General features: G+C 70.2%; 23 protein-coding genes, 1 tRNA gene and 1 pseudogene. 16 read left to right on the plus strand and 9 right to left on the minus strand.

Features of this window, described 5'->3' with window-relative positions:
* Positions 1-88 precede the first annotated feature (88 nt).
* The 4 genes from AC5DRG_RS15895 (at position 89) to AC5DRG_RS15910 (ending at position 5,247) form a co-directional block, all read left to right on the plus strand.
* Positions 89-1,729: a DUF7800 domain-containing protein gene (locus tag AC5DRG_RS15895; protein ID WP_491811152.1), complete on the plus strand. Its 1,641-nt coding sequence runs from the start codon at positions 89-91 to the stop codon at positions 1,727-1,729.
* Between the two features lie 63 nt (positions 1,730-1,792).
* Positions 1,793-3,799: an FAD/NAD(P)-binding protein gene (locus AC5DRG_RS15900; protein WP_491811153.1), complete on the plus strand. Its 2,007-nt coding sequence runs from the start codon at positions 1,793-1,795 to the stop codon at positions 3,797-3,799.
* An 85-nt stretch (positions 3,800-3,884) separates the two neighbouring features.
* The gene (locus AC5DRG_RS15905) at positions 3,885-4,340 is read left to right on the plus strand and encodes a DoxX family protein (protein WP_491811154.1); all 456 of its coding nucleotides are present in this window, start codon (positions 3,885-3,887) and stop codon (positions 4,338-4,340) included.
* 295 nt (positions 4,341-4,635) lie between these two features.
* Positions 4,636-5,247, plus strand: a complete 612-nt coding sequence (locus AC5DRG_RS15910) for a DedA family protein (RefSeq protein WP_491811155.1) — start codon at positions 4,636-4,638, stop codon at positions 5,245-5,247.
* An 86-nt stretch (positions 5,248-5,333) separates the two neighbouring features.
* Here the strand turns inward: AC5DRG_RS15910 and AC5DRG_RS15915 are convergent, their stop codons facing one another.
* Positions 5,334-5,558, minus strand: coding sequence for a DUF2277 domain-containing protein (locus AC5DRG_RS15915; RefSeq protein WP_491811156.1), 225 nt, complete (start codon positions 5,556-5,558; stop codon positions 5,334-5,336).
* 90 nt (positions 5,559-5,648) lie between these two features.
* Here AC5DRG_RS15915 and AC5DRG_RS15920 point away from each other — a divergent pair, with 90 nt between their 5' ends.
* Entirely contained in the window at positions 5,649-6,578 is a 930-nt protein-coding gene (locus AC5DRG_RS15920; RefSeq protein WP_491811157.1) for a ketopantoate reductase family protein, read from the plus strand.
* A gap of 65 nt (positions 6,579-6,643) precedes the next feature.
* A complete protein-coding gene (locus AC5DRG_RS15925) occupies positions 6,644-7,396 on the plus strand; it encodes a YqjF family protein (RefSeq protein WP_491811158.1) in 753 nt (250 codons plus the stop codon).
* 70 nt (positions 7,397-7,466) lie between these two features.
* On the opposite strand, the gene AC5DRG_RS15930 is transcribed toward AC5DRG_RS15925, so the two are convergent.
* Entirely contained in the window at positions 7,467-8,300 is an 834-nt protein-coding gene (locus AC5DRG_RS15930) for a chitosanase (protein ID WP_491811159.1), read from the minus strand.
* 135 nt (positions 8,301-8,435) lie between these two features.
* On the opposite strand from AC5DRG_RS15930, the gene AC5DRG_RS15935 reads away from it, so the two are divergent.
* The 6 genes and pseudogenes from AC5DRG_RS15935 to kilB all read left to right on the plus strand — a co-directional run bounded on the left by AC5DRG_RS15935 (position 8,436) and on the right by kilB (position 11,340).
* Positions 8,436-9,011, plus strand: coding sequence for a helix-turn-helix domain-containing protein (locus AC5DRG_RS15935; protein WP_491811160.1), 576 nt, complete (start codon positions 8,436-8,438; stop codon positions 9,009-9,011).
* Positions 9,012-9,064: 53 nt separating this feature from the next.
* A pseudogene (locus tag AC5DRG_RS15940) lies at positions 9,065-9,418 on the plus strand (beta-eliminating lyase-related protein); the annotation flags it as partial.
* A 16-nt stretch (positions 9,419-9,434) separates the two neighbouring features.
* The gene (locus AC5DRG_RS15945; protein WP_491811161.1) at positions 9,435-9,875 is read left to right on the plus strand and encodes a VOC family protein; all 441 of its coding nucleotides are present in this window, start codon (positions 9,435-9,437) and stop codon (positions 9,873-9,875) included.
* A 106-nt stretch (positions 9,876-9,981) separates the two neighbouring features.
* Complete coding sequence (locus tag AC5DRG_RS15950) at positions 9,982-10,326, plus strand: DUF8825 domain-containing protein (RefSeq protein ID WP_491811162.1); 345 nt, start codon at positions 9,982-9,984, stop codon at positions 10,324-10,326.
* A gap of 60 nt (positions 10,327-10,386) precedes the next feature.
* Positions 10,387-10,782, plus strand: coding sequence for a nuclear transport factor 2 family protein (locus tag AC5DRG_RS15955; RefSeq protein WP_491813053.1), 396 nt, complete (start codon positions 10,387-10,389; stop codon positions 10,780-10,782).
* A gap of 81 nt (positions 10,783-10,863) precedes the next feature.
* Positions 10,864-11,340 (plus strand): plasmid transfer protein KilB, encoded by a 477-nt coding sequence (gene kilB / locus AC5DRG_RS15960; protein ID WP_491811163.1) that lies wholly within the window; start codon positions 10,864-10,866, stop codon positions 11,338-11,340.
* Between the two features lie 66 nt (positions 11,341-11,406).
* Here the strand turns inward: kilB and AC5DRG_RS15965 are convergent.
* A tRNA-Val gene (locus AC5DRG_RS15965) sits at positions 11,407-11,481 on the minus strand.
* Between the two features lie 191 nt (positions 11,482-11,672).
* Here AC5DRG_RS15965 and AC5DRG_RS15970 point away from each other — a divergent pair.
* From AC5DRG_RS15970 to AC5DRG_RS15980, 3 genes are all read left to right on the plus strand, one after another.
* Positions 11,673-12,449 carry a DUF4097 family beta strand repeat-containing protein gene (locus AC5DRG_RS15970; RefSeq protein ID WP_491811164.1) on the plus strand — a complete coding sequence of 259 codons (777 nt, stop codon included), beginning with the start codon at positions 11,673-11,675 and terminating at the stop codon, positions 12,447-12,449.
* A 75-nt stretch (positions 12,450-12,524) separates the two neighbouring features.
* Positions 12,525-13,937 carry a hypothetical protein gene (locus tag AC5DRG_RS15975; protein ID WP_491811165.1) on the plus strand — a complete coding sequence of 471 codons (1,413 nt, stop codon included), beginning with the start codon at positions 12,525-12,527 and terminating at the stop codon, positions 13,935-13,937.
* A gap of 60 nt (positions 13,938-13,997) precedes the next feature.
* Complete coding sequence (locus AC5DRG_RS15980) at positions 13,998-14,225, plus strand: FmdB family zinc ribbon protein (protein ID WP_491811166.1); 228 nt, start codon at positions 13,998-14,000, stop codon at positions 14,223-14,225.
* A gap of 82 nt (positions 14,226-14,307) precedes the next feature.
* Here AC5DRG_RS15980 and AC5DRG_RS15985 read toward each other — a convergent pair whose 3' ends face one another.
* Genes AC5DRG_RS15985 through AC5DRG_RS15995 form a run of 3 tightly spaced genes read right to left on the minus strand, consistent with a single transcriptional unit; the run spans position 14,308 to position 18,831 of the window.
* Positions 14,308-15,120, minus strand: coding sequence for an HAD family hydrolase (locus tag AC5DRG_RS15985; RefSeq protein ID WP_491811167.1), 813 nt, complete (start codon positions 15,118-15,120; stop codon positions 14,308-14,310).
* Positions 15,120-17,624, minus strand: a complete 2,505-nt coding sequence (locus AC5DRG_RS15990; RefSeq protein ID WP_491811168.1) for a phosphoribosyltransferase — start codon at positions 17,622-17,624, stop codon at positions 15,120-15,122. The genes AC5DRG_RS15985 and AC5DRG_RS15990 overlap by 1 nt, the downstream gene beginning before the upstream one ends.
* Positions 17,625-17,664: 40 nt before the next feature.
* Positions 17,665-18,831 carry an HpcH/HpaI aldolase/citrate lyase family protein gene (locus AC5DRG_RS15995; RefSeq protein WP_491811169.1) on the minus strand — a complete coding sequence of 389 codons (1,167 nt, stop codon included), beginning with the start codon at positions 18,829-18,831 and terminating at the stop codon, positions 17,665-17,667.
* A 219-nt stretch (positions 18,832-19,050) separates the two neighbouring features.
* Between AC5DRG_RS15995 and AC5DRG_RS16000 the strand changes: the two genes are divergently transcribed.
* Positions 19,051-19,857, plus strand: coding sequence for a TerD family protein (locus AC5DRG_RS16000; RefSeq protein ID WP_491811170.1), 807 nt, complete (start codon positions 19,051-19,053; stop codon positions 19,855-19,857).
* A 44-nt stretch (positions 19,858-19,901) separates the two neighbouring features.
* On the opposite strand, the gene AC5DRG_RS16005 is transcribed toward AC5DRG_RS16000, so the two are convergent.
* The 3 genes from AC5DRG_RS16005 to AC5DRG_RS16015 form a co-directional block, all read right to left on the minus strand.
* Positions 19,902-20,639 (minus strand): TerD family protein, encoded by a 738-nt coding sequence (locus tag AC5DRG_RS16005; RefSeq protein ID WP_491813054.1) that lies wholly within the window; start codon positions 20,637-20,639, stop codon positions 19,902-19,904.
* Between the two features lie 104 nt (positions 20,640-20,743).
* A complete protein-coding gene (locus AC5DRG_RS16010) occupies positions 20,744-21,886 on the minus strand; it encodes a DUF475 domain-containing protein (protein ID WP_491811171.1) in 1,143 nt (380 codons plus the stop codon).
* A gap of 145 nt (positions 21,887-22,031) precedes the next feature.
* On the minus strand, positions 22,032-22,607 hold the full coding sequence (locus AC5DRG_RS16015; RefSeq protein WP_491811172.1) for a TerD family protein: 576 nt from the start codon (positions 22,605-22,607) through the stop codon (positions 22,032-22,034).
* Positions 22,608-22,710 lie beyond the last annotated feature (103 nt).

Genomic DNA, 22,710 nt, shown 5'->3' on the forward strand with positions numbered 1-22,710 from the left:
CAGGAAGATCCGCCGGTTTCTGTGAAGGAACCTCGCCACTGACCTCCGTCGTTCCGTACCGTACGGGGCGACGGAGGAGGGCGATCACGTGGCGGAACTGCGCCTGGGACCACTGCTGAGGTACGCCGACGGCTCGTCCGCGACCATATGGGTCGAGACGAGCCGTCCGTGCGCCGCCGAGGTGCGCTGCGCGGACGGCGCCGGCGGCACGGCCCGCACCTTCCAGGTGGCGGGCCATCACTATGCCCTAGTCCCGGTGACCGGCCTCTCACCTGGCACTTCACCGTCGTACGAGGTGTTCCTGGACGACACGCGCGTGTGGCCGCTCGTCGGCTCCCGTTTCCCTCCCTCCGTCATCCGCACCGCCGACGACGGAGAAGGAGATGAGGACGCCGATACCGTCCGCGTCGCCTTCGGCTCCTGCCGCTGGGCCGCCCCGCCCGCCGACGAGCACGACCCGGTGGGCCCGGACGCCCTGGACACTCTGGCCGCACGCATGGCCGCCGACCCGAACGGCGAACGGCCGGACGTACTCCTCCTGTTGGGCGACCAGGTCTACGCCGACGAGGTCTCCGGCTCCACCCGCCGCTGGCTCGCCGCCCGCCGCGATCTGCGCGAGCCCCCGGGCAGCGAGGTCGCGGACTACGAGGAGTACACGCGCCTCTATTACGAGTCGTGGCTGGACCCCGAGATCCGCTGGCTGCTGTCGACCGTGCCCAGCTGCATGATCTTCGACGACCACGACATCATCGACGACTGGAACACCTCCGCCGCCTGGCTGGAGGACATGCGTGCCACGTCGTGGTGGCGCGAGCGGCTGCTGAGCGGGCTGATGTCGTACTGGGTGCACCAGCACCTCGGCAACCTCTCCCCCGACGAACTCGCCACCGACCCCCTCTATGCCGCCGTACGCGAGACACCCGACGGCACGGACGCGCTGCGCGCCTTCGCCGCCAAGGCCGACGCCGACCCGTGCTCGGTCCGCTGGAGCTACCGGCGCGACTTCGGCCGCGTACGCCTGCTGATGGTGGACACCCGCGCGGCCCGGGTCCTCGACGAGGAGAGCCGCGCGATGCTCGACCCGGGCGAGGAACGCTGGCTGCGCGAACAGGCCCTGGAGGAACCCGGTTCCTACGACCATCTCCTCATCGGCACCTCGCTGCCCTGGCTGCTGCCGCACCTGGTGCACGACGCCGAGGGATGGAACGCGGCCCTGTGCCGGGGCGAGAAGGGCGCGCGCTGGGCGCGGTTCGGGGAGGATCTGCGGCGGCGGGCCGATCTGGAGCACTGGGCGGCGTTCCCGTCGTCGTTCGCGGCGCTGACCGAGCTGATTGCGGAGGCGGGCACGGGGGCCGAGGCGCCGGCGACGGTGTGCGTGCTGTCGGGGGACGTGCATCACGCGTACGTCGCCGAGCCGCGGTGGCCCTCCCGCGCCCCCGACGCCCGCGTCCTCCAGCTCACCTGTTCCCCCGTCCACAACTCCATCCCCCTCTCCATACGCCTCGGCTTCCGCTTCGGCTGGAGCGCGGTCGCCCGTGCCCTCGGCCGCCGTTTCGCCGGGCACGGCGGTCTGCCGCGGCCGCCGGTCAACTGGCGTAAGACGGGCGGGCCTTGGTTCGGCAACCAGCTCATGACGCTGACCCTGCACGGGCGTTCGGCCCGGCTGCGCCTTGAGCAGGCGCGGCCGGGCGGGGTGCTGAAGACCGTGGAGGAGTCCACCCTCACCTGACTCGAAGAGGCGGGGAAGGCATGATGAGGCGGACCGTCCGCTTCCAGTGGGCGGTTTGCTGCCATGCGCCCCACACGCCCGGGAGTCACCCCTTTGTCTGCAACCGAGGTCTCCGTCGCCCTCGTTGGTGCCGGACCACGCGGCACCAGCATGCTGGAACGTATGTGCGCCTCCGTGCCGGAACTCCTCCCACCCGGCATCCGACTCACGGTCCACGTCATCGACCCGGCCCCGCCCGGCCCGGGCCGCGTCTGGCACACCGCCCAGTCGCCCGAGCTGCTGATGAACACGGTGGCCTCGCAGGTGACCCTGTTCACGGACGAGAGCGTGGACTGCGCGGGGCCGGTGCGACCGGGGCCGAGCCTGTACGAGTGGGCGGACGGCGAGGCGCGCGGCCCGGCGGATGGTGACGCTCTCGATCCGCTCGGTCCGGACGACTATCCGACCCGGGCCGAGTACGGCCGTTACCTGGAGTGGGTGTTCGCGAGGACCGTGCGCGAGGCGCCACCCGCCGTGCGCGTCGAGGTGCACGCGGCCCGTGCCGTGCGGCTCGACGACGCGGCCGACGGCCGGCAGGTGCTGACGCTCGACGACGGGCGGGTCCTGTTCGGCCTGTCCGCCGTGGTGCTGGCCCAGGGCCATCTGCCGGTGATCGCGGACGCCGCCCAGCAGCGCCTCGCCGCCTACGCCGAACAGCACGGCCTGCGCCACATCCCACCCGCCAACCCGGCCGACGTAGACCTCTCCCTCCTCAGCCCAGGCGAACCGGTGCTGCTGCGCGGCCTCGGCCTCAACTTCTTCGACCACACAGCCCTGTTGACGACGGGCCGCGGCGGCCGTTTCGTGCGCGGCGACCAGGGAGGGCTGCGCTACCTACCCTCCGGCCGCGAGCCACGCCTCTACGCCGGCTCCCGTCGCGGCCTCCCCTACCAGGCCCGCGGCGACAACGCGAAGGGCCCCTACGGCCGTCACACCCCGCTCGTCCTGACCCCGGAGGTGATCGCCGGTTTCCGCAAGCGCGCGGACTCCGGCGAGGCACCGGACTTCCTCGCGGAGATATGGCCGCTGGTGGCGAAGGAGGTGGAGACGGTCTATTACGAGACACTGCTCGGGGCGCGGGAAACCCTCCCGCACGAAGACTCGCCGGGCGAAAAACCTTCGCTCGTACGGGACTTCAGGGACCGCTTCCTGGAAACCACCCACCGCACCTCCCAAGAGGCCGCCGTTCTCGACGAGTTCGGTGTCCCGGAGGCCGACCGCTGGTCCTGGGACCGGATTTCACGGCCGTACGCGGGCCGCGTCTTCGCGAGTCAGGACGACTGGCGGGACTGGCTGCTCGTATACCTTCGCGACGATGCCGAGCAGGCCGGCCTGGGCAATGTCGCCGGCCCGCTGAAGGCGGCCCTGGATGTGCTGCGCGACCTGCGCAACGAGTTGCGGCTGATCGTCGACCACGGCGGCCTCGCGGGCACCTCCCGCCGGGAGCACCTGGACCGCTGGTACACCCCGCTCAACGCCTTTCTGTCCATCGGTCCGCCGAGGCGGCGCGTGGAGGAGTTGGCCGCGCTGGTGGAGGCGGGTGTGGTGCGGGTGCTGGGGCCACGTCTGGAGGTGCGGGAGGAGAGCGGAGCGCGGGGCGGGGCGTGGGTGGCGCACTCCCCCGACGTGCCGGGGTCGGCCGTACGTGTGACGACTCTCATAGAGGCGCGTCTTCCGGAACCGGATCTGCGACGCACCGCCGACGACCTTCTCGCCCGGCTCCTGAAGACGGGGCGGTGCCGTCCGCACGCGGTGGACGGTTACGAAACCGGAGGGCTGGACGTAACACCGCGTCCCTACCGTCTGATCGACCGTCAGGGGCGGGCGCACGCACGGCGGTTCGGGTTCGGGGTGCCCACGGAGGGCGTGCACTGGGTGACCGCGGCGGGGGCCAGGCCCGGGGTGGATTCGGTCACGCTCTCGGACGCCGACGCGGTGGCGAGGGCGGTTCTACGGACGGCCGTGGCCGAAACGGAACCGGAAACGGAAGCCGAGCCGTGGCCAAATGTTGAACTTGCAAGCATTGATTAGGGTCACCTAACGTAGATCACTCCTTTCGTTCAGTCCCCAGACCGGTCCATCCAGGCCCGGCCCGACCGAAGGAGTAACCCCCCACATGTTCGACCGTCTCAACACCACGCAGCCGTACGCGATCGGCCTGTACCGCATCGTCGTCGGCCTGCTCTTCGCCTGCCACGGCGCCGCGTCCCTCTTCGGCGTCCTCGGCGGCGCCGCGGGCACCGAGGGCGGCACCGTCGACGCCGGCACCTGGCCCGGCTGGTACGCGGCCGTGATCCAGCTGGTCGCCGGCACCCTGGTCCTGCTCGGCCTCGGCACGCGCGGCGCCGCGTTCATCGCCTCGGGCTCCATGGCGTACGCCTACTTCGACGTGCACCAGTCCATGGCCCTGTGGCCGATGGAGAACGGCGGCGAGGCCTCGGCGATGTTCTGCTGGGCCTTCTTCCTGCTGATCTTCACCGGCTCCGGCGCCCTCGGCCTTGACCAGCTCTTCGCCAAGCGCTCGACGCCGGAGGGCAAGCGCGCGGCGGAGCAGACCCCGGTCGCCGCCTGACCGAAGCCCGCCCGAACCGATGACGGCGCCCTTCCTCTTCTACGAGGGGAAGGGCGCCGTCTCTCGTGTGGTCACGCGGTTCCCGTGACCCAGCCGAACGGCACGGTGAAGCAGGCGGGACGGCCCGCCCGCTGGGCGGTGGCAGCCAGGTGAACCTCCTGTGCGCAACACACGCGCCCCCCGTGAACCTCCTGTCACAGCCCCGGCGTACGCTGTATGGCTGTACTGGCCGCCCCTGCCGCTCCCCCGCGACGCTGCGGCACGGTTGGCTACGGGGGAGTCACGGGGAGTCTTGGTGTTGGAGAGTGTGGGTTCGCTGACCGGCAGCCCAGGGATTTACGCGTGGGTGGCTCTGTCCGTCCTACTCGATGTCTTCCTCCCGGTCCTGCCGAGCGGTGTCCTCGTCATCGCGGCTGCCACGGCGGCTGCCGCGGGCTCGGGGGCGGCGACCGGGACGGTGCCGGACGACGTGCCCGACATCCTGGCGCTGATTCTGTGCGCGGCGACCGCGTCGGTGCTCGGTGACCTGGTGGCGTATCGGCTGGCCTGGCGTGGCGGGGACCGTCTTGACCGGGCCATCGCCCGCTCGCGCCGCCTGACGACTGCGCAGGAACGTCTCGGCGCGGCGCTTGCCTCCGGCGGTGGGGCGCTGGTCGTCCTCGCCCGGTTCGCCCCGGCCGGCCGGTCGGTCGTCTCCCTCGGCGCCGGTGCTGCCCATCGCCGGGCTCGCGACTTCCTTCCCTGGTCGGCTCTGGCGGGCCTCACTTGGGCGGCGTACAGCGTGGCTCTTGGCTACTTCGGTGGGCAGTGGCTGGGGGCGACTTGGCTGGCGACGGGTGTTTCGCTGGTGGCGTTGTTCGGGGCGGGGGCGGGGGCGGCTTACGTGATGAAACGGCAGCCCGCGTAAGCGTTTCGCGGGTAGGTGGTTCGTTCAGCGCGGGCCGGTGGGGGCTGGTCGCGCAGTTCCCCGCGCCCCTGAAGACAAAAGCGGGGCTACGCCCCTGCTTTTGCCCCCCTCACCTCAAGGCCCGCCAGCAGCTCGGCCGTCGCCTCCGCGATCACCTCCACTGCGCGGTCGAAGACCTCCTGGTTGTGGGCCGCTGGAGCGCGGAAGCCGGAGACCTTGCGGACGTACTGGAGGGCGGCGGCGCGGATTTCCTCCTCCGTCGCCTCCTCGGGCAGTACGGGCGGGCGAAGCGTCTTGATGCTGCGGCACATGAACCCAGTCTCCCGCATCGGTCTCCGGACTGGGATGATCACCTCCGAGGCGGCCACCATTCCGGGGCCGACCGACGAGAGGACCCGTCCATGGCGCCCGGCGCGAATGGCACGCACGAAGAACTCACCGTGGCCGTACTCGGCCCCGGCGGCATCGGTGGCCTGCTCGCCGCCCTGCTGGCCCGCACCGGTCACCGCGTGATCTGCCTGTCCGGCGCGGACACGGCCCGCGCCATCGACGCCGACGGCCTGCGTGTCCGCAGCGCTGTGTTCGGCGACTTCACCGCACGCGTCGAGGCGGACACCCTCCTCCGCGAACCGGTGGACGCCTGTCTGATCGCGGTCAAGGCCACGGCCCTGGAGCCGGCCCTCGCGCGCATCCCGGCCGAGACGCTCGGCGACGCCCTGCTCATACCATTCCTGAACGGCGTCGAACACCCGCAGACCCTGCGCTCCTCCGCCCACGGCTACCGTCCCGACCGCGTCGCCCCCGCCGTCATCCGCGTCGAGTCCACCCGCCTGTCCCCCGGCGAGATCGAGCACGCCAGCCCCTTCGTGGAGATCGACCTGACCGGCGACCCGGTGCCGCGCGACCTCCTCGACGGCATGGCCAAGGCCTTCGACGCCGCGGGCCTCACCACCCGGGTGCTCGACGGTGAGGCGGAGGCGCTCTGGGCGAAGATGTCGTTCCTGGCCCCGTTCGCCCTCCTGACCACTCGCTACGGCCTCCCCCTGGGCGACGTACGCACCCTGCACCGCGACGAGTTGACGTCCCTGGTCGCGGAGACGGCCGCGGTCGCCCGAGCCTGCGGCGCCCCGTCCGATCCCGCCCAGGCCCTCGCCCGCTACGACTCCTTCCCGCCCGCCACCAAGTCCTCCATGCAGCGGGACGCGGAGGCACACCGCCCGCTCGAACTGGACGCGATCGGGGGCGCGTTGCTCCGCGCGGCCGACCGACACGGGGTGCCCGTGCCCGTAACGGCAAGGCTGGTAAGGGAGTTGCGGACCGCGGGCCACTGACCGCAGCGCACGCCACCCTCGGGCCGGGCGACCCGCCCGAGGACGGCCCCTGTCATCCTTACGCCGTGCAGCAGCCCACCTCGGTCACCCCCGACGCCCCCGCCCCCATACGCACCCCGCTCCTCACCCAGCAGTGGCTCGACCTCACGTTCGTCCACTGGGCCGTCGAACCGGGCGTCGTCGCGGGCCTGTTGCCGAGGGGGACCGTGCCCGACACGCACGACGGGGTCACGTACGTCGGTCTCGTCGCCTTCCGGATGCACAAGGTCGGGTGGCTTCGGCTGCCCGGGGTGCCGTATCTCGGGTCCTTCCCGGAGACCAATGTGCGCCTGTACTCGGTCGACGCGAACGGGCGCCGTGGTGTCGTCTTCCGGTCGATGGACGCGTCACGGCTGATTCCGGTGGTGATGGGACGCGTCGGCTTCCGACTGCCGTACCTCTGGTCCCGGATGACCGTCCGCCCCGACGGCGACACCGTCACCTACACCAGCTCCCGCCGCTGGCCGGGCCCGCGCGGCGCGTACAGCCGGCTGGCCGTGCGCAGGGGTGACCGGATAGCGGAGCCAACGGAGTTGGAGCACTTCCTCACCGCCCGCTGGGGCATGCACAACGCGTTCTTCGGCGGAGCGGCCTACCTGGCCAACGACCACCCCCGCTGGCCCCTGTACCGCGCCGAACTGCTCACGTGCGAGGAGAACCTCCTCACGGCGGCCGGTCTCCCCGCCCCGGACGGTCCCCCGGTCAGCGTCCTGTACTCCCCCGGCGTCCCGGTCCGCCTCGGCCGCCCGTCCCGCCCGGCGGGTATCCCCACGCCTTGAACGGCGATGGTGGCTGCCGGAGCCGCTGCCGCCGCCGTTCAGGCGTCGACACCGGCTCCGGCGCCGGGTGTCAGCCGATGTGGTAGCTGTCCCCGTAGACCTTCCAGTCCAGCGGCGGATCCAGGTTCAGGTTCCCCGCCCTGAGGAATACCCGCTGGGCGGTGTCGACGCGACTCGTGTCCGAGTGGGCCTCCTCCTGTTGCATCGCCCAGACCCGGGCGTCGAGGAACGCGTTCAGATACGTCACCTCGTCGCCGCCCCAGGCCGGCGGGTTGGCGTTGGCCAGGGCCCGCCTGCGGATGTTGCCGAAGCTGGTGCTGTCGCCGCCGTCGCCGTGCATGACGATGGCGTCGTAGTACGTGAACTGGCCGAGCACACCGATACCGTCCTCCTTGCCCTGCCGGACGGACGGGTTGAAGTAGACACGGTCGCGTTCGTCGTTCTGCGCCTGCCGGAACGCCGAGTCCTCGGCCGCGCGCCGCCAGTCGTCGGGGAAGCCCGGGTCCAGGCCCTCGTGCGAGTCGGTGCCGTTGACCTCGCGCAGCGCGGGCAGGTAGCCGGCCAGGACGTTCCCGGGCCGGCGCTGGGCGTAGAGCTCCACGAGGTCGAGCATGTCGCCGGTGCCGGAGCAGAAGCCGATGATCCCGGCGGTGTAGCCGCGGCCGTCGCCGATGTCCTCGATGTACTTGTACTGCGCCTGCCAGTCCAGCGAGGAGTTCTCCGCGCTGGACACGAGCTTCATGGCGATCTCCTTCTTCGCCGGGTCGTCGAGACCGACGGCCGCGGCGGGTGAGGTGGCGCAGGCGCTGGCGGACTGGGTCGCGATGAGGGGGCCTGCTACGAGTGAGGCTCCGATCAGGGTGAGCAGAGTGCGGCGTGAGGTGTGGACGTGGGGGGTGTGCACGATGCCTCCGAAGGGGTTCGGTGGTTCACGCTTTCTGTTAGGAATGTTTCCTATCAGAATTCGAAGATGACGCATACCCATCAAGCAGGGCGTTCGATATAGTGAACGTATGGTTCATTCAACTGGAGCCCTTTGATGACGCCCCCGCCCTCCGGCCGCCAGCCGGTGAGCAGCACCGCGGCCGCGGTCGGCGCGAAGATCCGCCTCCGTCGCCAGCAGCGCGGCATGAGCGCGGCGGAGATGGCCCGACGCGCCGGACTGAGCAAGGCCACGCTGTCGCAGCTGGAGGCCGGCAACGGCAATCCGACGATCGACACCCTGGACGCGATCGCGATCGCCCTGCGCATCCCGATCGCCGACCTGCTGGCGCGGGACGCCGACACCGGGCCGGTCTTCCGCCCCGGCACGGACGCCGAGCCCGGCGAGGTATCCCGGGAACTGCTACGCCGTATCAGCAGCGGCAACAGCCTGGAGATCTGGCGGCTGCGCATCCCGCCCGAGACGGAACTGCCCGGCGTCCCGCACGCCACGGGCACGATCGAGCACCTGCTCATCGCCACCGGGCACGTCACCGCCGGCCCCGTCGACGCCCCGCAGGACCTGGGCCCCGGCGACATGCTCGCCTTCGCCGGAGACGCCCCGCACTTCTACCGCACCGGCGCCGAGGAAGTGGACATCACGGTCGTCTTCGCGTCCCCCATCAGCAGCTGAGACCTGCCGGCGCCCAAGGCTCGTCGGCACCTGAGACCAAGGAACCCCCGAGCATGACCACGACCGCCACCACCGCCAGCACCGCCACCACCCCCTCCAGCCATGCCTTCATCAGCGACAACATGGCCGGGGCATCCCCGCGGATAGCCCAGGCCGTCGCCGACGCGGCCGCCGGGCAGGTCCTGCCGTACGGCAACGACCCCTTCACCGACAGCGCCCGCCGCAGGCTCGGCGAGATCTTCGAGCGGGACGTCGACGTCTTCCCGGTCTCCACCGGGTCGGCCGCCAACGGCCTGAGCCTGGCCGCCCTCACCCCGCCGTGGGGCAGTGTGCTCGCGCACCCCGACAGCCACATCAACACGGACGAATGCGGAGCTCCGGAGTTCTTCACCAACGGCGCCAAGCTCGCCAAGGAGGCCCAGCATGGCGATCCAGCGGATGGACAACGTCCTCATCGTCGTCGACGACCTTGAGGCCGTGATCTCGTTCTTCGTCGAACTCGGCATGGAGCTGGAGGGCAAGGGGCCACTCGAAGGAAGCTGGGCGGAGCGTGTCATCGGGCTCCATGACGTCCGGCAGGACATCGCGATGCTGCGGACCCCGGACGGCCACGGGCGAGTCGAGCTGGCGAAGTTCCACAGGCCGAGCGCCATCCACACCGAGCCGAAGGACGCGCCGGCGAACACGCTGGGCCTCCGTCGCATCATGTTCGCCGTCGACGACATCGAGGCCGATGTCGCCCGCCTGCGGGCCCACGGTGCCGAACTCGTCGGCGAGATCGTGCGGTACGAGGACGTCTACCTGCTCTGTTACGTCCGCGGCCCCGAGGGCATCGTCGTCGGACTGGCGGAGCAGCTGGGCTGAAGGCTGCCGAAGGGGGCTTGGCCGGCACCGGGGAGACCCCACCCGTTCGCATGAACCGCCCAAAGGAACTCGCAACTCAAAATCGAACAGGCGTACCATTGCCGCTGTGGCTAAGACCTATGACTTTCCGAGTGACCTCCTCGCCGGTCAGGAGGAGCTGCATCAGGTCCGGGCCGAGCTGTCGGCCCTGCTCAAGCGACTCCCCTGGTCGGTCGTGCCCCTGGACGGCTTCAGCGACGACCACGGCTGGCGCAAGGTGGAGCGGCCCGCATCCCCGGGCTGGACGGACGACGAGCAGGCCGAGGTGGAGAAGCTCAGGCAGCGGGAGCACGAGCTCGCGGTGTTCGTGAGCTGCCACCGCTTCTGGACGGAGGTCACGGGCGGGGAGCGCGTGGACGCCCGTATGGGGCTCAAGCACGTGCATGAGAGCCCCGCGCGAAGCCAGCCGTAAGAGCGGAGAATGAGGGATGCAAGCCGCATATCGCCAGTCAATCGAGAGGTGGCGATCACAGTGGCAGAACACCCGCACGCAGCACTCGTCCGCAAAGGCTACGACGCCTTCATACGCGGGGACATGGACACCCTGCGCTCACTGATGGCGGCCGACGCCACGCACCACGTCCCCGGCAGTCACCCGCTCTCGGGCGACTTCAAGGGCCAGGACGCGATCATCGGCATGTACGAGCAGCTCTTCGAGCGCACCAACGGCACCATCCAGGTCAACCTGCGCAACATCCTCGTGGACGGCCGTGGCCACGCGGTCTCCGTCCACCACTTCGCCGCCGAGCGCAACGGCAAGCGCATCGACGAGACCGGAGCCATCGTGTTCCGCGTCGTCGGCGAGAAGATCACCGACCTCGACGAGTGCGTCGAGGACATCGAGAAGAGCAACGAGTTCTGGGCCTGACGTGACAAGAGGCCTCCGGAAGCCCTTCCGAAGGCCTCTTCCCCTTGGTCAATCAGCACCGACTGTGGTCAACTCACCGCCGTGGACACGGTTTTGGCGAGCGTGGTGGCTGTCGCGGGCACGCTGATCGGCTCACTGAGCACCTATCTCTTCCAGCAGCGCACGGCCGAGCGCACCAGCGCCCTGGCCCGCGAGGAACGCCTGCGCCAGGAGCGCCTGACCGCGTACAGCGGATACGCGGGCGCGGTCACGGAACTCAAGCGAGGCGTCATCACGCTCTGGTTCGTCCGCCGACGATCGCAGCGTGACGGCACCTACGACGGCTACCGGGACGCCCAGGTCGAGAGCGACCGGCTCGGTGCCGCCGCCGAGACCGCCGCCTTCCGCCTCCACCTCGTGGCGGACGACCCGGCCCTACGACAGCTGATGGACACGGTGTCCTCGAAGATCGGCAAGCTCGACAAGGCGGAGACCCGGGACGAACTCGTCGCCATCGAGGCGGAGTTCGAGCAGGCGGTGCGCGCCTTCCTCGACGCTGCCGCCCAACGCGTCCGGTAATGACCCCAGCAATGGCGAAGGCCCCCCGGAGTCACTCCGGAGGGCCTCTGACCTGCTACCTGATCCTGGTGGGCGCGGACGGTTTCGAACCGCCGACATCCGCCTTGTAAGGGCGGCGCTCTACCACTGAGCTACGCGCCCAGGACGAGACGAGTCGACAGCCTACATTGCCCGGGGCACTGGTCCGCAAACCCGTATCGCGAGGCCAGATGCGGAGGTGGGCGGGGGTTATCCCCCCGGCGGATCCGGGAGCACGCCGGATCCCGCGCCGGGCCGCCGCTCCCTACCGTCGGTGGAAAGGACCCGCACGTCCACCCCAGGGGGAGACCATCATGGCCCGCACCGTTCGCGTTCCCGTCCGTGCCCTCGCCCTCACCGGCGCCGTCGTAGCCGTTCTCGCCGCCGCCACCGCCTGCGGTGCCTCCGCCGGGGACGACAAGGATCCCGATCACCGGTCCTTCGCCCTGGAGGGCCGTACGCTCACCGTCGACTCCGACGACTCGGCGCTCGACATCGTCGCCACGGACGCGAATCCGGCGGGCGAGGTCGAGGTCACCCGCTGGTTCCAGGGTTCGGTGGCGATCGGCGAGGATCCCGAGGTGACCTGGTCGATGAAGGACGACCGGCTGGTGCTGCGCGTGAACTGCTCCGGCGTGGTCGCCGACTGCGCGGCCAGGCATCGCATCGAGGTGCCGCGCGGGGTCGCCGTCAAGGTCGAGGACGGGGACGGCAGCGTGCGGGTGCGGGGGCTCAAGGAGGCACTCGGCGTGCGCACCGGTGACGGCTCCGTCCACATCAGCGACTCCACCGGCCCGCTGGACCTGCGCACCGGCGACGGATCCGTGCACGCGGACGTGGACTCCCGGCAGGTGCGCGCGAGCACCGGTGACGGCTCGGTCCACCTCGAACTCGGCGTCGTACCCGACCTGGTGGACTCCCGCACCGGCGACGGATCCGTCACCATCACGCTGCCCCAGGCCTCGTACCGTGTGACGACCGCGACGGGCGACGGCTCGGTGCATGTGTCCGTGCCCCGGGACGAGTCCAGTTCTCATGTGGTGTCGGCCCACACGAACGACGGAAAAGTCACTGTGCGAACCGCGAACTAACCGGCCCGTGTGTTCGTCCTTAACCGGTGGGAGAATGACACCGGGCAAGGGCGGAAATCAGCACGGGAGAGGGATGTGACGGCGACACCTGCGCAGCCGTATTCGCCGTCGGTGCCGCGCGCGCAGCGCGCACGTCGTCGCCCCTGGCGGGCCCCGGCCCAGATCCGGGGCGCGCTCACTCTGATGGGCCTGCCGCTGCTCGCCGCCCTCGCACTCCCCGTCGTACTGCCCCTCGCGTTCGCCGGTGGCGGCACCCGTCGATGGTTCGGCGGGCGGGCCGAGGGCCAGCGGGCGGAGGCGCAGGCCGCGAAGGACGCCGCCGCGGCCGCGTTCTACGAGCTGGACACGGCCCAGCGCGACCTGCGGATCTCGATAGAGACGATCACGGCCGTCGACGACTCACCGGCCGCCAAGCGCGCCGTCTCCGACTTCCAGGCGCTGGGCCGGCGCATCGACGAGGCCAGCGGCCAGTACATCAGCGCCGTCGACGCCCACGACCTGGACCGCGACGACCTGGAGGCCTCGGTCGCCGCGCAGGCGCGCACCAAGCTGACGGCCGCCAAGGACGAGCTGGGGCGCGTCAAGCAGGACCTGGACCGGTTCACCGACGGCCTCGGCCCGCTCCTCGGCAAGGCCGAGACCCAGCTGGCCCGACTGGCCCCCGCCGTGGAGCGGGCCCGCCAGTCCCTGCTGGCCGCCTCGAACGCCCTGGATGCCGTACGAGGATCAGGGCTGAAGGCGGACGACCTCGCCGCCCGTCTCGCCGCCCTCGCCCCCGAGCTGACCAAGCTGAACCAGGGCGCGGGGCAGCACGGCGTACCGCAGACGCTGGAGCGGGCGGAGCGGGTCGCGCGGGAGGCCGAGGGGGTGCGGGCCGAGGCCGAGCGGCTCCCGGAGCGCGCCGCCGAGCTCGACCACCGGCTCGTCTCGTTGCGCACGCGCGCGCAGGCGCTCACCACGCGGGCCGGGCAGGTGGAGCCGGTGCTGAGCGAGCTGCGGCGGCGTTTCTCGGCCGCCTGCTGGCAGGACCTCCAGCATGTGCCGGAGGGGGCCGAGGAGAACGTACGCCAGGCCGAGCTGAAGCTGAAGGAGGCTCAGGCCGCGCGCGACGAGCAGCGCTGGCCGGACGCCACCGCGCTGCTGTCGACGGTGCGCGCGCTGCTGAACACGACCGACGAGGCCGTCTCCGCCGCCGGCGACCGGCTGCGGCGGCTGAACGCCGTGCAGAAGGACCCGCAGCAGGAGATCGACCGTACGCGCTTCGCCATCCGGGACGCGCAGCGCCTGGCGATGAGCGGCCGGAGCACGCCCGACCCACGGGACGCGCGCCCCCTGGACGACGCGGTCGCCCGGCTGGAGCGCGCGATCGGCACGCTGGAGGGGCGGCACCCCGACTACTGGCACTTCCTGACCGAGACGGAAGCGGTACGGCAGACGGTGGCCCGGGTGGTCTCGCAGATCCGTGAGGAGCGTGGGGCGGGGCACTGACCTCGCCCGGCTGGTCCAGGTCCCCTGGGCCAGCCGGGGGACGCCGGTTAACCTGTGCGCATGCCTCGCTATGAGTACCGCTGCCGGACCTGCGGCGACACCTTCGAACTGAGCCGCCCGATGGCGGAGTCCTCCGCCCCGGCGGCCTGCCCCGAGGGCCACGACGACACGGTCAAGCTCCTGTCGACGGTGGCGGTGGGCGGCTCGGCCTCCGCACCGGCGGCGGCGCCCCGCGCGGGCGGCGGTGGCGGTGGCGGCGGGTGTTGCGGCGGGGGCTGCTGCGGCTGATCAACGGTTGTTGGCCTACAGGCGTGGGCCTACGAGCGTGGGCCAACACCCGTAGGCCAACCGCCGTTGGCCCCGCCCACCGTCACCGAGGCGTCCGCACCGCCCGCAAGAACTCGCGCATGATCCGCTCCCCCGCCAGCACGCCCCGCTCCGGCAGTGCGCTGATCGCCGGGGCCGTCCAGTCGGCGTCGGCCAGTTCGCCGTGGCCGGGGCGCCAGCCCTGGTCCGCGGCGAGGAGCAGGTCGGCGTCGAGGAGGGAGTCGCCGGCCGCGAGTGTGAGGGCGGCGCCGGTGCGGCGGGCGACCTCGCGCATGGCCGCGCTCTTGGTGAGCGGCTTGGGCACGGCGTAGATCTTGCGGCCCTGGAGCGACACCGTCCAGCCGCGGTTCTCCGCCCACACCGCGAGTTCCTTCACCCACTCCTCGGGGAGCAGTTCGCGCTCTACGACGAGGTAGGCGAAGAAGTCCTCGGCGATGCGGTGCTTGCGTACCCACAACGGGTCCGCGGTGTCCGCCAGATACTCCCGGACCTCCTCCAACGGCGCGCACTCCTCGGCCAGTTTGGCCGTCACCCGCGCGTGCCAGTCCGCGTCGGACACGCCGTCCACCAGCAGGTGTCCGCCGTTCGCGCAGATCGCGTACTTAGGCGGCGGGCCGGGCAGGTTGATGCGCTGGTACTGCTTACGGGTCCGGGTCGTCGTCGGCACGAAGACCGCCTCGTCGCCCAGCTCGGTCAGCAGCTCGGCCGACGTCTCCGTCATGTACGACAGCGGCTTGCTCTCGTGCACCTCGACGCAGAGCAGCCGCGGCGCCCGCGCGTCCGGCATGGTCAGCGCGAGGGCCGCCGCGGAGTAGATGAGCGTACGGTCGAGGTCGCTCGCCACCAGTACCGGCATCAGACCGTCACCGCCTTGCCGTCGGCACCGGTCGCGCCGCGCGTGTACTTGGGGTGGATCAACCCCACGCAGGTGTACGGGAGTTCGTCGACCTCCTCCACCGGGACGCCTCGCTGCTCGGCCAGCAGCCGTACGTGGTCGAGGTCGGCCCCCGCCCCGGCGTGCGCCAGGATCTTCCAGGGCACCCGGCGCAGCAGCACGCGGGTGGTCTCGCCGACGCCGGGCTTGACGAGGTTCACGTCGTGGATGCCGTACTCCTCGCTGATCCGCTCAACTGCCGCCCAGCCCTCCCAGGTTGGCGTCCGGTCGGCGGCCAGGAGCTCCTTGGCGAGCGCGTCCACGGCCTCCATCACCTCGGGGAAGCGCGCGGCGACCGCGTCGAGGAAGTCCACCGAGACATCGGCGCCGGCGAGTTCGCGGTAGAACTTCGCGCCGTGGAAGTCGTGCGGGCCCACGAGGTCCGCACGCAGCACGGTGCGCGATATCAGGCCCGACACGGTCGAGTTGAGGCAGGCGGAGGGGATGAGGAAGTCCTCGCGGGTGCCGTACGTCCGCACGCAGGAGCCCGGGTCGGCCAGCACCGCGATCTCCGGGTTGAAGCCGGACACCCCGTCGGATTCCTCGAACTCCCGCAGGGCCTCGGCGAGTTCGCGGGTGATGGCGCCCTTGCCGGTCCAGCCGTCGACGAACACGACGTCGGCGGGGTCGTGGTGGGCGGCCAGCCAGCGCAGCGCGTTCGCGTCGATGCCCCGGCCGCGCACGATCGACACGGCGTAGTGCGGCAGGTCGAGGCCGTGCCGGTACTGGGCCCAGCGGCGCATCAGGACGCCGACGGGCGTGCCCGCGCGGGCCAGCGACACCAGGACGGGCCTCGGCGAGCGCTCGGTCAGGACGAGCTCGGTCACCGCGCCGACCGCCAGTGCGAGGCGCGCCGCGGACTCCTCCAGCGCCGTCTGGAACAGCTCCTGGTACTGCTCGCTCGGCTGGTACTCCACCGGCAGCGACTCCGCGTAGTGCGCGCCGCCGCTCTGGATGGCCTCCTCGCGCTCCTCCGTCGGCGCCTCCAGCGTCACGTCCGAGAGATCCTGGAGCAGCCAGCCGACCTCTTCCGGTGGGTAGGAGGAGAAGGCGGGTCCGCGGAGGGGCTCCGGAAGCATGGCGGGCCTTTCGGGTACGTACAGGGGCTCGGGGACGTAGCTGGGGACGACCGCGAGCAGGACGTGCGGGGTGTGTTCGGAGAGCTGCGCGAGCAGGCCGCCCGGGGCGTGCAGTTGCGGTGTGTCCGCGTGCGAGTCGATGACCGCGACCACGACGTCGAAGCCGGCGCCGGCGACGTTGTAGACGTAGCGGTCGCCTGGGCCGTCGGCGGGGTCGTCGTGTGCGGGGAATATCAGGCGGCTGCGTATCGCGTAGCCGGGGTCGTCCACCGCGAGGACCGGTGAGCGGGTGGTGGTGGAGGTGCGGACCTCGGCGTCGACGATCTGTTCCAGCTCGCGGGCCAGGCGGAGGGGGGCGTACATCAGCTCTTCGAAGCCGAGGATGTGTACGCGGCTTGCGTCTTGCGGCAGTGCTTCAGCAAGGCGTGCCGCCATCGCCGGGAGGGCGTTCTCCAGGCGTATTCGATGCGAGGGGGTGAAGCCGTGTCTGCCGCCGTCAGGGAGGCCGCGGGGCCAGCGCAGGTCTACTCGCGTGATGTTGTGTGTCGGGTGCGGGTTTGTGGGGGCTGGTCGCGCCCACGCGGCGGTAGCCGCAGATTCAACACAGCCCCGCGCCCCTACGTCAGTGACCTCATGCCTTTCTACAAGGTCCTGGCCTTTCTCCAGCACTCCCTCCGGCAGCTTTACCGTCCCCGACGCCGCCGTCACCAAGTCCACCCTCGCGTCTATCTCCCTCGCGAAGTCCTCCAGGCGGCCCGTGTCCGTCGGTGAGCGCATGTCTACCAGGGCCACCACTACGTACCGTCGCCGCGGATAGCGCTCGTGGAGGTCCCGGATCGTGTTGAGGACCGTGTTGCCCGTCGAGAACTCGTCGTCGACCAGGACCAGCGGGCCGTCGCCCACCAGGAGGGCCGGGTCCTCGGGGAGGAGGAGGTGGGACGTGGCGTGGGAGTGGGACTCCTCGAAGCCTCCTGCGGGGGCTACGCCGGGTACGGGGCGGCGGGTGGAGTGGAGGTAGGGGGCCAGGCCTACGCCGTCGGCTACGGAGTGGCCGAGGCCGGTGGCCGTCTCCGCGTAGCCGAGGACGACCGCCCTGCGGGCCTCGTCGGTGCCCAGCAGGGCGCGCACCCGCCGGCCCAGGGCGAAGCCGTGGCCGTACACGACGGACGGTGACTGCGGTACGTGCTTGCCGAGCACGTTGGACACGAGCAGGTGCGCCCGCTTGGGGTTGCGCCGCAGCGCGAGCCCGAGCAGGTCGCTCAGTTCGTCGTCGCCGACGAGTTCGAGCCCGAGTCGCTCGGCGACCCAGCTGCCCGACCAGACCCCGTTGTTCACTGCCTTTTTCATGCGTCCCTTGGTATTCAGCGGAAATCGGGTGGAGGCCCGGTCAGCCGGGGAGTCCGGCGGCGAGCAGCTCCACGAAGCCGATGTCCTCGTTGGCGACACCGAAGACCTCGGCGCGCAGCATGGTGCGCTCGGCCCAGGCCCGGTGCGGCTTCACCTCATTCATTTTGTTCGTGTACGCCGACCTCAGTACACCCCCGCCGCCCCGCTCGGGTCGCAGGATGTCCGCCGCGTCACTGAACTCCTCGTGGCTGACCACGGAGAGTGCGTGCACGGGCAGTACGTGCGTGGGGTGGATGCAGGTCTTGCCCGTCAGACCGTTGGCCCGGTCGAGGGCGATCTCGCGCAGCAGTCCGTCCATGGCGTGCTCGATGAGCGCCTCGCGCAGTTCCTCGGCCTGTCCCTCCGAGAAGGGGCTGCGGCGCAGCTGCGGCTTGAACATGCGCTCCTGGACCCGGAAGTACTCCCACACCGGCCCGGTCACGGTGAATCCGGTGCCGTCGGCCCGCCCCAGCATGTTCACCACGTCGGAGATCACGGAGGCGACGACCTGGACGTCGTAGGCGGTCATGTCGGGGGCTCGGCGGAGCGCGTACGAGGAGCAGAAGTCGGTGACGCCGAGGCGCAGGGCGAGGACGCGGTCGCGGTACTTGTCGACGGCGCGGGAGATGCCCTCCAGGGTCTCCACGCGGGACTCGCGGTACAGCAGCTCGGGCGACTCCAGGACCGGCATGGCGAACAGGCGCTGCCCGCTCGCGACCTCGGCGGCGGTGAGCGCCTCCAGGAAGGGCATGCCGCGTTCCTCGGTGAACTTGGGCATCACGAACCCGGACAGCAGCCGGGCGGCGGGACCGAGGCGTCGTACGAGATCGGGGATCTGTTCGGGGGCGCGGACGCGGATGAACAGCAGCGGCAGGTCCACGTCATCGCGGCCTGCCAGGTCCGTGAACTGCCGGACCAGGTTCTCCTCGCCCTCCTCCACGTCGTCGTCGCCGATCGAGTCCTCCAGGCACAGCACCATCGAGACCACGCCGCGGGCGACCTGCTTGAGGATGTCGTCCGCGAGCCTCGGCCGGGTGGCCGGGCTGTAGAGCGTGGCGCCCAGGGCCACGGAGAGCAGCCGGGCCGGGGAGTCCGCGTTGAACTCGCACGGCTCCTGGTGGAAGAGGCGCTGGCGCACCTCAGGGGCGATGTGCCCGAAATGACGCATAAGACTCCCCCGCGATGGTTGGTGTGATGGCTGAGTAACCTGTGAAGCGTCGACAGGTGGCCGGTAATAGTACGTATAGGCCCATGTCAGGGGTTCCCGTCGGGCATGAATTTCAGGTAACGCAGACAAGCATGGCCGAGCAGAGCCGAGTACGGCTCACCACTGGGATCATGTACCCCCACATTGTCGTGATCAGGACCGAGAGGGCAGGATGACCGCATGACGCACGCGATGCTGAAGGGGTCGAACGTCCCGCTGGAAGCCACGACGGTACGTGCCGTGCTGCGCTGGACGCCCGGGCAGGAGGTCTCGGATGTCGACGCCTCGGCGCTGCTCCTCGGCCTCGACGGTCGTGTGCGCTCCGACGAGGACTTCGTCTTCTACAACCAGCCCCGGCACCCCTCCGGGAAGATCTGGCGGCTCGGCAAGAAACGCGTCGCCGAAGGTCTCACCGACACGATCCAGACAGATCTCGCCGGTGTCGAGGCCGCTGTCGGACAGATTCTGCTGGTCGCTTCGGCCGACGGCCTCACCTTCGACCGCGTACGGGGGCTGCGCATCCTGCTGTACGACGCCACCGCGCCCGACGGCGACCCGCTGGCGTACTTCGACGTGAAGCCGGAGACCGGCGAGGAGACCGCCCTGATCTGTGGCGAGCTGTACCGCCGAGGCGAGGGCTGGAAATTCCGCGCACTCGGCGAGGGCTACTCGAACGGCCTCCAGGGCCTCGCGACGGACTACGGCATCTCGGTGGACGAATCGGAGGCGGCGGCCGACCCCGAGCTCTCCGCCCCCCTGCCCCCGGAACAACCGACGGCGGTCCCCCAACAGACGGCCCAGCCGGCCTACGGCTACCCCCACCCGACCAGCCAGCCCGCCTACGGCTACCCCCAACCGCAGACCGCGGCACCGGCCCAGCCGGCGGCCACGGCGGGAGCGTACGGCTATCCGCAACCGGTGGGCACGACGGTCCCGGACCCGGACTTCAGACTGCCTCCACAGGGCCCACAATTCATCGGCCGGTAGGACAGCGCCACCCGAGTCAATAGGCGCCCCGTCCAAGCCCAGCGCTAGCGTTCCGCATTCGCCTTGTAACCCCGCCCCCACTGCAATCCCCACCCGTACAACCGATCCAGCTCCGCCTGGAACCCGTAAACGAACTTCACTTCCCGCCGCACCACCAGCTCGCCCTTGACGTTCTCGATCATCACGACGGCACAGGAGCGAGCCTGGGGGTGCCGTTCGTCGAGGCCTATCTCTATGCGGGGGCCGTTGCTGGGGTACAGCGTGACGATGGCGTGCGTACGGTCGAACGCGGGCGTCTGGTCGTAGATGTAGACGAACACCAGAAGCCGCTTGATGCTCTCGCGGTGATCGAGGTTGACGTAGATCGTCTCGCCGGAGGCCGACCCGAACCGGTCGTCACCGCTGAGCTTCACGTACGGCGGCGAGTTGACGTCACCCAGGAAGCCACCGAGCGGCTGTACGACCCCCTTGGTGCCGTCCATCAGCTCATATAGGCACCCGAGGTCGAGGTCGACGTTGACCATGCTCTGGCTGTGGCCGATGACCTCCGGGGGCTTGAGCGCCTTGAAGGGGTGCCGGAGCAGGCTTTCCCGCTGGTTGCCGCCCACGTCAGAGGTCCGCATGCTCCAGGTCAGGTTGACCCGGAGGTTGCCGGTGTCCGCGCCCTGTTTCTTCAGCGAGACCTGGCTGTGCCGTTTGGTCAGCTGGATCGAGTTGGTGGCGGCGCTCCCCGAGTCGAAGTCGGCCTCACGCCCACGCCACAGCCCGTCGAAGAAGCCCATTCCCGCCCCCACGTCCACACATCACGAAACCGAAGGGGCGGCCGACTGGAGGACACGTCCTCGACGGCCGCCCCGAACAGAGCGTTCCCTTACCAGGGAGCTTGTCACACCCCGGACGAGACCTCAGTCTTCTCGTCCGAGCCCGCTTTTCCCTCGGCTTCCGCCAGTGCGTTGTTGCGACGTACCGAGGACCAGAAGGAGGCGGCGATCAGGACGACGCCGACGAGGCCGGTGATGATCTCGCTGATCTGGTACTGGATGGTGACCAGCAGGATCATGGCGAGGGCGCCGATCGCGTAGTGGGCGCCGTGCTCCAGGTAGACGTAGTCGTCGAGGGTCCCCTGGCGGACCAGATAGACGGTGAGCGACCGGACGTACATGGCGCCGATACCGAGGCCGAGCGCCATGAGAACGATGTCGTTGGTGATGGCGAAGGCGCCGATGACACCGTCGAAGGAGAAGGACGCGTCGAGGACCTCAAGGTAGAGGAACATGAAGAACGCGGCCTGGCCTGCGAGGACGATGGGCGGCTTCTTCTTGCCGGTCCGCTCGGCTTCCTCCTCCTGCTCGTGCTCCCGCTCCTCCTCAGCTTCGAGTCTGTCCTCGAAGTAGCCGGAGAGACCGCCGACGACCATGTACGTGATGAGGCCGAGGACGCCGGAGATCAGCACCGTCTGCGCCTTGTCCGCGTGGCCGGCGTGCAGGTGGGCGTTGGTCGCGAAGGTCATCGAGGAGACGAGCAGGACGACCAGCGCGATGCAGACCGACAGCATGTCGACCTTGCCGAGCTTGGACAGCGGGCGCTCGATCCAGCGCAGCCACTGGATGTCGCGCTCCTCGAAGATGAAGTCAAGGAAGATCATCAGCAGGAACATGCCACCGAAGGCGGCGATCGACGGGTGGGCGTCGGTCACCAGCTGTTCGTAGCGGTCCTTGTTGTTCAGCGCGAGGTCGACGGCCTCGATCGGGCCCATCTTCGCGCTGATCGCGACGATCACGACAGGGAAGACCAGCCGCATGCCGAATACGGCGATGAGCACGCCGACCGTGAGGAAGATTCGCTGCCAGAAGGCACTCATCTTCTTCAGGATCCCGGCGTTGACCACCGCGTTGTCGAAGGAGAGGGAAATCTCAAGGATGGAGAGGATGGCCACGATTCCGAAGGCGGTCCACCCCCCGTAGAAGACCGCCGCGACCAGGCCGACCGCGGTTACCGCGAACGACCAGCCGAAGGTTTTCAGAAGCACTGGCTACCCAATCTCGTTTGTACGGGTCTCCCCCGCGCCGTACTCGGCTTTACTCAACGTTGACCGAATTCTAGAGGGCTCGCCCCCGGGGTGGGACACGCGGGCCCACCCGGTCGAAGAGTCGCAGGTCGGGGGGTTTGCAGCGCTACGAGACGTTCACTCCGAAGTCCAGGGCGATTCCTCGCAGACCCGACGCGTACCCCTGGCCGACAGCCCTGAACTTCCACTCGGTCTGGTGCCGGTAGAGCTCGCCGAAGATCATCGCGGTCTCCGTCGAGGCGTCCTCGCTGAGGTCGTAGCGGGCGAGCTCCTGGCCGTCGGCCTGGTTGACCACGCGGATGAAGGCGTTGCTGACCTGGCCGAAGGTCTGGCCGCGGTTGTCGGCGTCATGGATGGAGACCGGAAAGATGATCTTGTCGCAGGCGGCCGGCACCTTGGACAGATCGACCAGGAGCGACTCGTCGTCGCCCTCGCCCTCACCGGTGAGGTTGTCCCCGGTGTGCTCCACCGAGCCGTCCGGGCTCTTGAGCTGGTTGTAGAAGATGAACCACTCGTCGCCCATCACCCGGCCCGCGTTGCACATCAGCGCGCTGGCATCGAGGTCGAAGTCGGCTCCGGTGGTGGAGCGTGCGTCCCAGCCGAGCCCGACCATCACCTGCGTGAGGTTGGGTGCGGCCTTGGACAGGGAGACATTGCCCCCCTTGGCGAGCGTGACGCCCATGATGCTGGTCCTCCCCGAGGTGTTTCTGTCTTCGGTTGTCCTGCGCGTCCGGCGCCGCACGCGAACCGTGCGGCGCCGGACGGTGAAGCGGTCAGGCGGTCCG

This window comes from Streptomyces sp. JLBG701, assembly GCF_058544905.1.